A 14,247-nucleotide genomic window follows, 5' to 3' on the forward strand; every position below is an offset into this window, starting at 1 on the left:
GCGAATAAATGGGAATTCTACAAGCGACAAGAGTGCAGAAGAATTACGGCAATAAATTTAATAAACAGGAAGTACTGCGAGGTGTCGACCTCAGTATTGAAGCAGGTGAGTTTGTCGGCATTATGGGATCGTCGGGATCTGGTAAAACAACACTGCTGAATGTCCTTTCCTCGATTGACCGTGCAAGCGGCGGTACTATCCTCATCCAAAACAATGAAATCACAAATATGAAGGAAAAGCAGCTGGCAGAATTCCGTAAAAATCATTTGGGATTCGTTTTTCAAGAATACAATCTGCTTGATACATTAACAGTGAAAGAGAACATCCTTCTGCCTTTGTCTATCAAGAAAGTACCGAAAAAAGAAGCCAATCAAAAGTTTGAAGAAGTAGCCAATCAGCTTGGAATCTTTGATATTCAACATAAATATCCTAGCGAAATTTCCGGCGGTCAAAAGCAGCGTACATCTGCAGCACGAGCATTTATTCATGAGCCAAGCATCATATTTGCTGATGAACCGACAGGAGCACTGGATTCTAAATCAGCTTCTGATCTGCTTAATAAGCTTAGTTCGCTTAATCAGGATCGGAAAGCGACCATCGTGATGGTTACACATGATCCAGCCGCTGCAAGCTACTGCAGCCGCGTTATTTTCATTAAGGACGGCCAAATTTATACGCAGCTCAACAAAGGAAAGCAAGAAAGACAAGCCTTCTTCAAAGACATCATGTCCACGCAAGGCGTGCTCAGCGGGGTGCAAAATGAACATTAATAGCCTGATACTCCGTAATCTGAAGAAAAATCTGCGTAACTATTATTTGTATGTATTTGCGTTAATTTTTAGTTCGGGATTGTATTTTGCTTTTGTGACATTGCAGTATGATAAGTCGATGGATCCGGTGGAAGGTTCGGTAAAAGGATCTGCTGGTATTGGGGTTGCTTCTATTCTTCTTATCGCAATTGTAGCTGTCTTTCTGCTTTATGCAAATATGATCTTCATCAAGCAGCGCAGTAAGGAAATCGGTCTTTTTCAGCTGATTGGAATGACGAAGAATAGAGTATTCGGTCTGCTTAGTGCCGAGAATGCGATTCTTTATTTCGGTAGTTTAGTGATTGGAGTTGCTTTAGGTTTTGTCGGTTCAAAGCTCTTGATTATGATTCTTTTCAAGATTACAGGCGTGGAAGGAATTGCTTCTTTATCTTTCTCACCTAGAGCTTTACTTCAGACGTTCATTGTTTTTCTGTGTGTCTATATGCTGATTCTGTTAATGAATCTAATTTTTATCAAACGGCAGACGATTTTATCGTTATTCCGTGTAAAATCACAGACAGAGATGACGGCACGCAAACTGTCAGTCTTTCAAGTTGTAATTGGTATTTTCGGTATTGCCTTTATTGCCGCTGGTTATATTTTGTCAGGAAAGCTTTTTGATGGAGACTTTTCCACCATGGTGGAATTATTCGGAGCTATGATACTCATCTTGTTTTCTGTCATTCTTGGTACTTACTTGTTCTACAAAGGGTCGGTTGCCTTTTTAGTCAGTCTCATACGAAAACAAAAGGGCGGTTATCTAAATATTAAGCAAGTGCTGTCTCTTTCATCTATTATGTTTCGAATGAAATCGAATGCAGCACTGTTAACGATTATCACTACTGTTTCTGCCTTGGCTATTGGGCTATTGTCTTTAAGCTATATCACGTACTATTCAGCTGAGTCTGCAGCTTATAACCATACAGGAGGAAAGGATTTCTCCTTGCTGACAGAAAAGGATGCTGAAGCTTTCCGCCATGTATTAGATGAGGCAAATATCGCATACACAGAAAACAAAGCAGAAGTCTATACAACGATGCTGGATATTGAAGATATTTTGCAAACAGCATTGGAATTGAATTTTGACGCTTCGATGATGGAAACGGTCTTCATTAGTGAAGATGCAGCGGGCTTAGAAGTAGCGCCAGGTGAGCTAAAACTGACAGGTTATAACGAGATGCTGCAGCGCTTTATGTCTTTAAAGAGTGAAGGGGACGTCACAGTTCACGGGAAAGATTCAGAGGTGGAACTGCACTACACAGGGCTGCAGGATGAATATCCTATATCGAACTATTACACCATGGGCGGCCTGCCAACCATGGTAGTGGATGAAACGGTATTCGAGCAGTTGAAACAAGATCTTGATCCAGAGCTTGCACGGGACTACTCAATGTATTTTGGATATGAAATTGAAGATAAAAATCAATTGGATAAGGCGAATAAGCTTTTCAATAGCTTAGCCTTGGAAGCAGCTGATTTTAGTGATTCAAGAATAAATGTTACTGAAGATCAGAAGTCTTCCATTGGTTTAGTACTATTTATTGTAGGATTTCTCGGTCTGACCTTCTTGGTCACTTCAGGCTGTATTCTTTATTTCAAACAGATGGATGAAGCAGAAAGCGAGAAACCGAATTATACAATTCTGCGAAAGCTTGGCTTTACGACGGCAGATCTTCGCCGCGGTATTCAGCGTAAGCAGCTGTTTAACTTTGGTATTCCCTTAGTCATTGGTCTGTTTCACAGTTACTTTGCAGTCCAATCTGGTTGGTTCTTATTTGGTACCAGCATGTTAACGCCGATGATTATCGTTATGGTGATTTATACAGTTCTTTATTCTATCTTTGGGATTCTTTCAGTTGTGCATTACAATAAGGTTATTAAAAACTCACTTTAATGAAGAAGTGTGTGCAGTACTTTTTTAAAAAACCTTATAGATAGTAAGATTGTGTTCTCTTTATAGTACTAATAAAACAATCGTTCTAACGGATCAGCCCAGGCTGATCCGTTTTTTTGTGTTACTGCATCATTATGGAAATTTATCTTTACAAAACGTAATCGTTACGATATGATACAAAGCGTAATAATTACGGAAATAACGTATACATATATATTGGGGGAGAAAAGGCATGAGGAAACTTTGGAAACAAGCGATCGGTTTGATTGGACTAGTTCTGCTGCTGGCAGCATGTACAGATAACGCCGGTTCAGAGAAAGACGGCAAGCATTTAACTTTTGTTTATAATTTTGCGACGAACTCCTTGGATCCAAACGTGGACTCCAGCTATGTACCTTTGCGAGCAGGTTTGACAGAAACACTAGTACAGTTGAACGAAGAAACACTTACGATTGAACCTTGGCTGGCTGAAAGCTGGGAAGGGAAAAATGAAGGCAGAGAGTGGACGATTAAACTTCGGGAAGGTGTTAACTTCCAGAATGGCGAGCCGATGAATGCAGAAGCAGTTAAAGCATCATTGGAACGTTCTTTGAAAGATAATGTAGCGATTCAGAATGCATTAAAGATTGATTCCATTGAAGCAACAGATGATATGACATTACAAGTTACGAATACACAGGCATTTCCGGAATTCATTTCGGAGTTGGTTAACCCGAATGTTTCCATTATAGATGTAGAAGCAGGAGACTTTGTAAATAATCCAATTGGGACAGGCCCTTTCAAATTGGAATCATTTACGCCGGGAAGCAAGCTCGAACTAGTTCGGAATGAAGATTATTGGGATGAAAAAGCAAAACTTGATTCGGTAACGTTCTCCTTTAATGAAGATGCAAACGCGCGGTCATTAGCATTAGAGTCTGGCGATGCGGATGTTGTATTCCGTCCGGAAGTAGAAAGTATTGAAAGCCTGGAAGCAAGGGATGGCGTAAAAGTAGAATCAACAGAAACATTCCGTGTGCACCAGATGACGATGAATATGCAGCGTGAGGCTTTGCAGGATGTGAATGTCCGTAAAGCAGTAGATGCATTAATCGATCGTGATAAGATTGCTGATTCAGTCTTACTAGGATATGCACAGCCGGCAAAAGGGCCGTTCCCGGATTCATTGCCGTTCGCACCTAGCTACAGTGAGCATCAAACAGGTTCTGATCTAGCGAAAGAATATCTGGAAAAGGCGGGCTATTCCTTAGAAGACGGTAAGATGCAGAAAGACGGCAAACCACTAACGTTGACCATGCTGACTTACTCCGCTAGGGCGGATCTTCCATTGATTGCACAGATCTTCCAATCAGATGCGAAGAAGGTTGGTATTGATGTAGAGCTTCGTCAAATTGAGATTCCAGAAGAGTACATGGCAGCAAATCGCGATTGGGATTTGGCCACGTATAGCAACTTGACAGCCCCGCGCGGTGACGCTGGTTATTACTTGAATGCAACGTATCATCCGGATGGCGCTCTGAATTTCAGCGGAGCAGATGAACCGGAATTAACGAAGATTATTGATGAATTGAATGTAACTGTTGATGCGGATAAGCGTGCCGAACTGGCAGAAGCTGCAGCGGATTATGTGGATGAACATCAAATTAACTCCTTTGTTATTTATCCAGATACACTGGTAGCTTACGATGAAACGAAAGTGAAAAACTGGGTTACAACGCGAAGTGAGTACTACATGATTACAAATAAATTGGATGTGAAGTAATGTTTCGTATTATTGGGAAACGATTGGTAGAGGTTGTGCTGTTCGTTTTGTTCGTCACCTTCTGCAGTTTCCTTTTCCTGCGTCTTGCGCCTGGCGATCCGGCGCTCACCATACTGAATGTAGATGAACTGAATGTCAGCCAGGAACAAGTGGAGGCACTGCGTGAGGATATGGGCTTTCATGATCCGTTAATCGTACAGTACGGCAAATGGCTGCTGGATTTCATCCGACTTGATTTTGGCAATTCTTATATTACAAATCAGCCGGTGTCAGAAATGCTGATGACGGGTCTTCCAGCTACAATGGAGCTGACAATTGGTTCTTTGATTGTCATGCTCATCGTTGCTATTCCGTTGGGATCTTTATCGGCGCTTTATAAAGGAAGCTGGATTGATCATATCAGCCGCTATTTTTCTATTATTGGCGCAGCTGTCCCAAGTTTTTGGCTCGGACTTATTTTCATTGATATGTTTGCTGTACGGCTGAACTGGTTCCCAACGATGGGGCGTGACAGTTTGCTGTCACTTGTCCTGCCCGCAGTGACATTAGGACTCGCGATTGCAGGTGTGTATGTGCGGCTGCTTCGTTCCAGTCTTTTAGATTCACTCGGACAAGAGTTTGTGCGGGCGGCAAGAGCACGCGGAATTGCCGAAAAGCGTATTTTCTTTTCGCATGCTTTTCGCTACAGCCTGCCGCCGGTCATTACAGTGTTTGGAGTCAGTCTTGGCAGCTTGATCGGCGGTGTAGTCGTAGTAGAGGTGCTATTTGCTTATCCGGGTGTAGGGAAACTGGTTGTAGACTCCATCCGTCAGCGTGATTATCCGCTTATCCAAGGATATATTGTCCTGATGGCAGCAATTGTTTTTGTCGTGAATACATTAGTAGATTTGTCTTATCGGTACGTAAATCCAGAACTTCGATTAAAGAAAGGAAGCTAAGCTAGATGAGTGTATTGGCTCTTTCCCAAAAAAGAATAAAAAAGGCCAAGGTATGGCTGATTAGTATCATCCTGCTCATCGTACTAGCAGCTGTTGCGTATACATTTCTTTATTTGAAGCATGATGCCAACATGACAGATGTAGGAAATCGGCTTGCTTCGCCAACACAGGCACACCCGCTCGGTACAGACCATCTAGGTCGAGATGTGCTGACGAGGCTGCTGCTCGGTTTCCGTTTAACAGTTGGCTACAGCCTGATTGCTTTAGCAGCGGCTGTCATCATCGGTGTTCCATTTGGTTTAATAGCAGGACTGCGCGGCGGCTGGATTGATCGGTTATTTATGCGAATTGCCGATGGATTTCTTGCTTTCCCAGATACAGTCATTGCCATTGTCTTAAGCGGACTGCTAGGACCGGGTATTGGCAATCTATTATTTGCGATCGTACTTGTTAAATGGGTCAACTATGCCCGGATGGTGCGCAGTACAGTGCTGACGGAAGTGCGGAAAGATTACGTTACAATTGCCAGAATTAATGGCCTATCTACATTTACTATTATGCGCAAGCATCTGCTGCCGCATATTATTGGGAATGTATTAGTGCTTGCAAGCTTGGATTTCGGAAAAATCATCCTGCTTATCTCTTCACTTTCTTATATCGGCCTTGGCGCTCAGCCGCCAACACCGGAATGGGGTGCGATGCTGAATGAATCCAGACCATATTTCCAAGCGAATCCAGAAATGATGGTCTATCCTGGTCTGGCAATTGTTGCGGTCGTATTAGTGGCGAACGTACTGGGCGACTATCTGCGAGACAAATTTGATGTGAAAAAGGAGGTGCAGCCATGATTCTAGCGATAGAAGATTTAACGGTATCACACGGAGAGAAGATAATTGTTGATAAAGTCAGTCTGACAATCGATAAAGGAGAATGGTTTGCCCTCGTAGGGCAGAGCGGCAGCGGAAAAACGATGCTCTCACAAGCAGTCGGTCAGCTGCTTGGTCCTAATTTGAAAGCCTCCGGACGTGTCATGTATGAAGGTGACAACGTTTTGGAGCACCCAAAAGAAAAGATGAATCAGCTGCGCGGAAAGGCAATCAGTTATATTTTCCAAGATTATCATGGCTCGTTTACACCATTTTTGACAATTCAGCAGCATATGGAAGAATACTTGCAAACGCACAGTGTACAGAAGGCGCAGCGTAAGGAAATGATTCGGGAAGCGCTTGAATCTGTCGGTTTGGATGCTAGTTTTGCGAAGCGTTATTCATTCCAGCTGAGCGGCGGACAATTGCAGCGGGCATCTATTGCGCTAGCGCTTCTTTTGGAGCCCGATATCTTAATTGCAGATGAAGCAACCACGGCTCTTGATAGTGTATCAGCTCACCGTATTTTATCGTTGCTGCAAGAGCTGCAGCAAAAGACAGGCTGTGCGATTCTTTTCATTACACACGATTGGCGTCACGTTGTTCGCTACTCCGATAAAATTGCAGTAATGAAAGATGGCAAGATTATTGAGTCAGGAACCAAACAAAAGCTCGTCCATCAGCCAGAGCATGCTTACACAAAACAACTGATACAGGCTGCACCAACGCTTCCAATGCGCGTCATGGAGGTTAGCAAATCATGACGGTGATTGAGATTCATAATCTGAAGAAAAGCTATAACCCTGGGAAACTTGCAGTAAATGATGTTTCTTTATCTATCCAAAAGGGCGAAAGTCTCGGATTAGTAGGCGAGAGCGGCTGTGGGAAAAGTACATTGGCACACTGTTTATTGGGTGTTGAAAAGATGGATGCTGGTTCGATTGTATATAATGAGGAACCTATCGCGCATGCCAATCGAAAGCAGCTGCGAAACTACCGGAGAAATGTACAGACAGTCTTCCAAAACCCGACTGCTTCCTTAAATCCGAAGCTGAAAATCAGAGATTCACTGCTCGATCCTTATTTGCAGTTCAAAGATGATCTGCAGTTGAAGCACTTTCACTTCACATCGAAACAAGACTTTGTCCAGCAGCTGCTTGAAACGGTAGAGCTGCCAAAAGGATTAGCAGACCGCTATCCACACGAACTGAGCGGCGGACAAAAGCAGCGTGTAACAATTGCACGTGCAATCAGCATCGAACCAAAGCTAATTGTTTTGGATGAACCAACAGCAAGCCTGGATGTTCTTTCACAAGGAGCAATCCTAGAGCTTCTCGGATCCCTGCAGCAAACACTAGGGATGTCTTATCTATTCATTTCGCATGACTTGGCCGCTGTCTATCAGCTGTGTCAGCGCATTGCTGTAATGAAAGACGGAGAATTACTCGATGTGTTTAGAAAAGAAGAGATATATGATAGTAACAGACATGATTACACAAAAGAATTAATTGATATTTTTTAAGCGGATACTCTCTTGGAGCATCCGCTTTTTGTATTACAATTCAAACTGCTTCCTAACCTCCGCCAATGACATTTCTCCAAGATTTCCTTCGGGACGCTTGCGAACAGCGACTGTCTGGTTTTGCATTTCATTATCACCAACGATAAGCAAATAAGGAACTTTATGCTGGGAACCTTCTCGAATTTTCAAGCCAATCTTCTCGGCGCGATTATCAACGGAAACGCGGTAGCCAGCTTTTTGGAGCTCTTCACAAACAGATGTTGCATAATCTTTATGTGCGTCACTAATTGGCAGGATGCTTGCTTGAACTGGTGCTAACCAGAACGGGAAGTCACCTGCATAATGCTCAATCAGGATAGCCATGAAACGTTCAATTGAGCCATAAATAGCACGATGAATCATAATTGGCTGCTTTCGGCTATTTTCTTGATCCACATAGCTGCAGTCAAATTTCTCTGGCATTTGGAAATCCAGCTGGACAGTGCCGCACTGCCAGCTGCGGTCGAGGCTGTCGAGTATGTGAAAATCGATTTTAGGTCCGTAAAAAGCACCATCGCCTGCATTGACTTTATACGCAACACCTTGTCGCTTTAACACGTTTTCAAGGGATGCTTCTGCTTGATCCCAAATAGCAGGTTCGCCCATATAGTCTTCTGGCCGAGTAGATAGCTCTACTTCATAAGAAAAGCCGAATAAGCTGTAAAAGTCATCAATCAGCTGCAGCACTTGTTCGATTTCTTGTTCGATTTGGTCTTCGCGAACAAATAGGTGTGCGTCATCTTGTGTAAATGACCGGACACGGAGCAGTCCATTAAGTGAGCCGGATAGTTCATGGCGATGAACGAGCCCCAATTCTGCATAACGCAGCGGCAGATCCCGATAGCTGCGGAGTTTGCTGTTGTAGATGAGTACGGCACCTGGGCAGCTCATCGGTTTAATGGCATAGCGCTGATCATCTACTTCTGAGAAATACATGTTTTCATGATAATGATCCCAATGCCCAGACTGTTCCCACAACTGCTGCTTCATCATGATAGGTGTCTTTATCTCATCGTAACCTGCTTGTGCGTGCTTTTCCTTCCACAGCTCCTCCAATTTATTGCGCAGCACCATTCCTTTTGGCAGGAAGAAAGGCATACCTGGTGCTTCCTCCATGCTCATAAAGAGTTCGAGCTGCTGTCCAAGTTTACGGTGATTCCGTTTTTCTGCTTCTGCTTGTTTGTTCATGTGTATATCCTCCTTTGAAATAAAAAAAGACCACAATCCTCCCAAAATAGGGACGATTGCGGCCGTGGTTCCACCCTGAATTCCGCCATTACTGGCGCTCATACAAGAGATAACGGTTCTACCGATGACGGATACTATCATTTCCCCATCATAGCTTGAAGGTGGTAATCTAGATCGCTTTCCTGCAGGGCTCTCAGCCGGTGACCCTGCTTTCTGTCAGGAAAGGGATGATCTAAGATCATGTCCTTCGCATTGCTTTTATCTATAAATTTGTAAACAAAAAGACCGCACTCATTCCCCTAAAGGGACGATTGCGGTCGTGGTTCCACCCTAATTCCATCAGTAAATACTGATGCTCCAAGTTTCGATAACGGTCTTCCCGATTACGGATACTGTGATTTCCCCGTAACAGCTCCAAGGTGGTAATGCATGTGCTTATCTGCGAAGATCCCAGCAATTCCTTCGCTCTCTGTAAGATAGTGGCGTTTTGCATCTTGTCCTTATCAATGCATTTGTTTTGTTGTATGCTCATTATACAGATACTGGATATTAACGTCAAATGGAAAAGAGGAATTTTTTTGAGGGACTCACTGGAGACTGCTAAAAGATACATTGAAATGAATCACCCAGAATGTAATGGTGCTATGCTTGCTGGAAGTTGTGCAAGAGGAGAAGCCACAGCAACTTCTGATCTGGATATTATTATTCTTTACACAGGAAAAGACAGTGCCTATCGAGAATCCTTATTTTATGAAGACTGGCCTGTCGAGGTATTTGTGTATACAGGGGATGCATACCATAAATTCTTTCACAATGATGCTGCACGGGCGATACCTTCCTTGCCAAGGATGGCCAGCGAAGGGATTGTGCTGAAAGACGCTGAAGCTCTGGTGGTAAAGATGAAGGAAGAAGCGAAAGAAGTACTTGCGTAAGGACCGATGGCCTGGAATGAACGTCTAATCAATCATAATCGATACATGATTTCTAATCTGCTTGATGACTTTCTGGATAAAGAAACAGGCGGAGAAGCATATTTTTTAGCTAATAGTATTATCCATGATCTAGCCGTTTTCACGTTGCGCACAAACAAACATTGGCTTGGTTCTGGAAAATGGATGTTCCGAGAGCTAAGGAAAATGGATGCTGCGCTAGCGAATCAGTTTGAACAAAGCTTAGAAGCATTTTATCAGAGACATGACAAACAAGCTATCGCGAAATTGGCTGAGATTTGCCTGCGTCCTTATGGCGGCCGATTGTTGGAAGGCTATTACATAGGTTAAGCGAATAAAGACACGCCGTAGTGTAATCTTTCTGTACAGCATCTATGAATCTCTCATCACTGACTGCTTCTTTCTGCCAATATAACTGGAGGGAAACGATGAAAATTGGAAAAGTAATCGCCGTAATAGGAAGCTGTTTAGTGGTTCTGGGTACTGTATTCGTTTTGTTTTTCCAACAAAATGAAAAGCATAGCAACCTATCATCGCCTCATCTGGAAGTTAAAGCTAACAAAGAAGAAATTGCTGCCAAAAAGGGGGCATACTGCTGGAGTGAAAATGAGCAAAGCGTTTGTACAGACACCGAAGATCCAGCTTCAAACCTTGATCAAAGTTATGAAATACATGCGGTGTCTGATTTGGAAGCGGAGTTAGTATTTAATAATTCGCCAGAGAAGATAGAGATAGAAAGAAGAGATGAGGATGGAAGATGGGAGAAGCAGCTTATGAAGGATAATTCGTATTTCCAGCTTCCTGATAGCGAAGGCACTTATGTATACCGTGTAGCTGCGCAGTGGGAGCAGGGGAACGTCACCTATGCATTTCGGGTAGTAACGGAATAAAAAAAACTATGTTTGATTAGCAGAGGTTGTCAGAATCTCTGCTCGCAGAAAGAAACAATGCGGAATATAACGATAATTGCCGTGCGTGTATTGCTAGTTTTAGCAAATAGATAACCATAGACAGAAAACACAAAACCCCCAAATAAGTTTCCCTTATTTGGGGGTTTTGCAATTCTTGTTTTATTTTTGACTATTTAGGAGATGCAAACAGAAGTCGAGATCTTTTTCCAGATGCTGTTTCATCAGTTCTTCTGCGCGTTCTGGTCGTCGGTCTCTTATTGCATTGTAAATCTCTTCGTGTTCCTCAATTAGGAACGGACGGCTGTAAAATACAACTGTCTTGCGGAATAGATAAATGATACTCTGCATGCGGTTAATCGTATCAATTAGTCGGTCATTACCGCTAGTTTGGACAATGATTTGATGAAACCTTTCATTTGCTTCCATTATCTCTTCGTAAGACCCGTTTTTTCCGATTGCCACACATTCGGCTAATATGGCTAATTGGTCAGGTGATGAATATGTTGCAGCATAGTGCGCGCTATATCCTTCCAGAAGCATGCGAACCTGAAAGATATTTCGTAAATCTTTATCTGACGGTTTCACGACCTTTTTATCAATAATTAGTCCTTCGTATTCTAATCGTTTAATGGCATCACGAATTGGTGTCCTGCTAAAACCGAGATCAGCGGCTAATTTTTCTTCCGTCACTTTTTCTCCGCTTTGTAACTGGCCGTTTAAGATTTTGTCTCGGACCATCTCATACGATTGTTGTACGGCTTTTTTTTTGTCCGTTTTCATCCTTGCTCCACCTTAACCTTCTCGTCCCCTTTAATAAAGCTGGGTTTAATATCATCATCATATCAAATCTTACCAAAAAGACAAATACACCTATTATTAATTCATTATTTAAGATTTTGTATACAAAATCTCATTAAATTGTATACAAGATAAAACGTTTATGATTTAATAGTCATTGAAAACGTATTCATTATTTCCTGAAGGGAGAACAAGAATAGTATGAAATCCAGCATAGGTTTTATCGGACTTGGAATTATGGGGAAACCGATGGCGTTGAATTTAATTAGAGCAGGACAAAATGTAACCGCTTTTGATATTAATAAAGCTGCAGTTGAACAGGTAAAAGAGGCAGGAGCAAAGTCAGCTTTTTCCATTCAAGAAGCAGCAGAAAATAATGAAGTCATTATTACGATGCTTCCTAGTGCCAAGCATGTTAAAGAGGTTCTGTTTGGGACAGATGGGGTAGCCGCGTTTGCTAAGCCCGGCACTATTGTTATTGATATGAGCTCTCTTTCTCCTGTGGATAGCGTAGACATAGCAAATGAATTAAGGAAAAAGGATATACACATGATGGATGCGCCAGTGAGTGGCGGAGAACCAAAAGCAATAGATGGAACGTTGTCTATTATGGTAGGAGGAGGAGAATCTGAGTTTGCAGCAACCAAGCATATCTTTGACATTCTCGGATCTGAAACCGTTTTAGTGGGCGATAGTGGCAGTGGTGCAACGGCAAAACTTGCTAACCAAATAATCGTGAACTTGAATATTGCAGCTATGTCAGAAGCACTTGTTTTGGCAGCCAAAGCAGATATTGATATAGAGAAAATGTATCAAGCAATAAGAGGCGGTCTTGCTGGAAGTACAGTGCTAGATGCCAAGGTACCAATGATTTTAGATCGTAATTTTAAACCTGGCGGCCGAATCGATATTAATTTAAAAGATATTACCAATGTAATGGATACAGCACATAGTATTGGAGTTCCGCTTCCTTTAACAAGTCAGCTGCTTGAGATCTTCCATGCATTAAAAGCAGACGGAAAAGCAACGGATGACCACGGCGGTATTGTACAGTATTACGAAAAACTTGCTCATGTAGAAGTTGGGAGGAAGTAATATGCTGTCAGAACAAACAGAACGACACATAAATGAGTTAGACCATTTCGGAGCTATGGACGAATCAAAGGTTACACAGCAGCTTGAAGAGGCGCTGCAGTCATTTAATAAGAAGATTATTGTACTGGATGATGATCCTACAGGTGTACAAACCATTCATAATATTTCTGTTTATACTGATTGGACAAAAGAAAGTATCCGTTCTGGGTTTCAAGAAGCAACTAGTATGTTCTTTATTCTGACCAACTCAAGGGCCTTTACTGCCAAAGAAACAGAACAAGTACATGAAGAAATTGCATCCACAATTTCTGAAGTTGCCAAAGAGGAAGAGAAAGAATTTGTAATCGTGAGCCGTGGGGACTCTACGCTCCGAGGTCACTATCCGCTGGAAACAGAAGTGCTTAAACATACGATTGAAAAAGAAAGCGGTGACATATTTGATGGCGAAGTGGTTTTTCCTTTCTTCAAGGAGGGCGGACGCTACACCATTGATAATATTCACTATGTAAAAAATGAAGATAAATTAGTTCCGGCAGGATTAACTGAATTTGCGAAAGATCGGACGTTTGGCTTTACACATTCTCACCTTGGCAAATGGGTGGAAGAGAAGACAGCAGGTAAGTATCAGGAAGAAAATGTAACGTATCTATCACTGGATACGATCCGAGCAATGGATATAAATGCGCTCACAGACCAGCTGATGCAGGTACACAGTTTTAATAAGATTGTAATCAATGCAGCAGATTACATTGATGTGCAAGTAGCTGTAACTGCGCTGATACGTGCTATGAATGCCGGGAAAAAGTTTATGTTCCGTACCGCTGCTTCACTTACAAAGGTAATCGGCGGTGTTTCAGATCGTGCCCTTTTAACGAAAAAAGAGTTGATCACGAAAAGTGAAGATAATGGCGGTCTTATTTTGGTTGGTTCACATGTAAAGAAAAGCACCGACCAGCTTGAACAGCTAAAAACACTGGGTTCGCTTCACTTTATTGAGTTTGATACACATTTAGTTTTAGAAGAAGAAGCATTTAAGAAGGAATTTGATCGTGTACGGAAAGAAACAGAACAGCTGATCCAGCAGGGGAAAACAGTTGCTGTTTATACACGAAGAGAGCGCTTGGATCTTGGACCAGATAAAAAGGAAGAAGAACTGAAATTATCTGTGAAAATATCGCAAGCTGTTACGAATATTGTCACCTCACTAAAAAATCGTCCTAAGTTTATTGTTGCAAAGGGCGGTATTACTTCCAGTGATATTGGGGTGAACGGGTTAGCCGTTAAACGAGCTACCGTAGCTGGTCAAATTAAGCCCGGAATTCCAGTATGGGTAACTGGAGAGGAAAGTAAGTTTCCTGGGATTGCGTATGTCATCTTCCCTGGGAATGTGGGCGAAGTTAGTACACTTAGAGAAGTAGCAGAAGAACTGGATAACTAAACTACAGCAGGGCAGTGCATCCTTCTTGTATGGATGT

The 14,247-nt window shown here is 42.4% G+C and carries 14 protein-coding genes and 1 other annotated feature; of the genes, 12 read left to right on the top strand and 2 right to left on the bottom strand.

Translation table 11 applies throughout. The features are described 5' to 3' along the window. Positions 1 to 8 precede the first annotated feature (8 nt). From CRO17_RS00645 to CRO17_RS00675, 7 genes are all read left to right on the top strand, one after another. Positions 9 to 770 (top strand): ABC transporter ATP-binding protein, encoded by a 762-nt coding sequence (locus CRO17_RS00645; RefSeq protein WP_097038299.1) that lies wholly within the window; start codon positions 9 to 11, stop codon positions 768 to 770. Next, a complete protein-coding gene (locus CRO17_RS00650; protein ID WP_097038301.1) occupies positions 760 to 2,703 on the top strand; it encodes an ABC transporter permease in 1,944 nt (647 codons plus the stop codon). Before CRO17_RS00645 ends, CRO17_RS00650 begins: the two co-directional genes overlap by 11 nt. A gap of 232 nt (positions 2,704 to 2,935) precedes the next feature. Continuing rightward, complete coding sequence (gene nikA, locus CRO17_RS00655) at positions 2,936 to 4,465, top strand: nickel ABC transporter substrate-binding protein (RefSeq protein WP_097038303.1); 1,530 nt, start codon at positions 2,936 to 2,938, stop codon at positions 4,463 to 4,465. Beyond that, on the top strand, positions 4,465 to 5,403 hold the full coding sequence (nikB, locus tag CRO17_RS00660; RefSeq protein ID WP_097038306.1) for a nickel ABC transporter permease: 939 nt from the start codon (positions 4,465 to 4,467) through the stop codon (positions 5,401 to 5,403). Before nikA ends, nikB begins: the two co-directional genes overlap by 1 nt. A 5-nt stretch (positions 5,404 to 5,408) precedes the next feature. Further along, positions 5,409 to 6,251: a nickel transporter permease gene (gene nikC / locus CRO17_RS00665; protein WP_097038308.1), complete on the top strand. Its 843-nt coding sequence runs from the start codon at positions 5,409 to 5,411 to the stop codon at positions 6,249 to 6,251. Further along, entirely contained in the window at positions 6,248 to 7,033 is a 786-nt protein-coding gene (locus CRO17_RS00670; RefSeq protein WP_097038310.1) for an ABC transporter ATP-binding protein, read from the top strand. The genes nikC and CRO17_RS00670 overlap by 4 nt, the downstream gene beginning before the upstream one ends. Next, entirely contained in the window at positions 7,030 to 7,791 is a 762-nt protein-coding gene (locus CRO17_RS00675; RefSeq protein ID WP_097038312.1) for an ABC transporter ATP-binding protein, read from the top strand. Before CRO17_RS00670 ends, CRO17_RS00675 begins: the two co-directional genes overlap by 4 nt. Before the next feature lie 33 nt (positions 7,792 to 7,824). Here the strand turns inward: CRO17_RS00675 and thrS are convergent, their stop codons facing one another. Next, positions 7,825 to 9,018 carry a threonine--tRNA ligase gene (gene thrS / locus CRO17_RS00680; RefSeq protein WP_097038314.1) on the bottom strand — a complete coding sequence of 398 codons (1,194 nt, stop codon included), beginning with the start codon at positions 9,016 to 9,018 and terminating at the stop codon, positions 7,825 to 7,827. Positions 9,019 to 9,318: 300 nt separating this feature from the next. Beyond that, positions 9,319 to 9,534: a binding site (T-box leader), on the bottom strand. A 62-nt stretch (positions 9,535 to 9,596) separates the two neighbouring features. Between thrS and CRO17_RS00685 the strand changes: the two genes are divergently transcribed. From CRO17_RS00685 to CRO17_RS00695, 3 genes are all read left to right on the top strand, one after another. Then, positions 9,597 to 9,950: a nucleotidyltransferase domain-containing protein gene (locus CRO17_RS00685; RefSeq protein WP_097038316.1), complete on the top strand. Its 354-nt coding sequence runs from the start codon at positions 9,597 to 9,599 to the stop codon at positions 9,948 to 9,950. A 6-nt stretch (positions 9,951 to 9,956) separates the two neighbouring features. After that, positions 9,957 to 10,298: a hypothetical protein gene (locus CRO17_RS00690; protein WP_097038318.1), complete on the top strand. Its 342-nt coding sequence runs from the start codon at positions 9,957 to 9,959 to the stop codon at positions 10,296 to 10,298. 98 nt (positions 10,299 to 10,396) lie between these two features. Beyond that, on the top strand, positions 10,397 to 10,858 hold the full coding sequence (locus CRO17_RS00695; protein ID WP_097038319.1) for a hypothetical protein: 462 nt from the start codon (positions 10,397 to 10,399) through the stop codon (positions 10,856 to 10,858). A 180-nt stretch (positions 10,859 to 11,038) separates the two neighbouring features. Here CRO17_RS00695 and CRO17_RS00700 read toward each other — a convergent pair whose 3' ends face one another. Further along, positions 11,039 to 11,659 (bottom strand): GntR family transcriptional regulator, encoded by a 621-nt coding sequence (locus CRO17_RS00700; protein ID WP_097038321.1) that lies wholly within the window; start codon positions 11,657 to 11,659, stop codon positions 11,039 to 11,041. 219 nt (positions 11,660 to 11,878) lie between these two features. Between CRO17_RS00700 and garR the strand changes: the two genes are divergently transcribed. Continuing rightward, positions 11,879 to 12,772, top strand: coding sequence for a 2-hydroxy-3-oxopropionate reductase (garR, locus tag CRO17_RS00705; RefSeq protein WP_097038323.1), 894 nt, complete (start codon positions 11,879 to 11,881; stop codon positions 12,770 to 12,772). A 1-nt stretch (position 12,773) separates the two neighbouring features. Then, positions 12,774 to 14,210 carry a four-carbon acid sugar kinase family protein gene (locus CRO17_RS00710; RefSeq protein ID WP_097038325.1) on the top strand — a complete coding sequence of 479 codons (1,437 nt, stop codon included), beginning with the start codon at positions 12,774 to 12,776 and terminating at the stop codon, positions 14,208 to 14,210. The last annotated feature ends 37 nt before the right edge of the window (positions 14,211 to 14,247 follow it).

Source organism: Terribacillus aidingensis, from assembly GCF_900215625.1.
GTDB lineage: Bacteria > Bacillota > Bacilli > Bacillales > Amphibacillaceae > Terribacillus > Terribacillus aidingensis.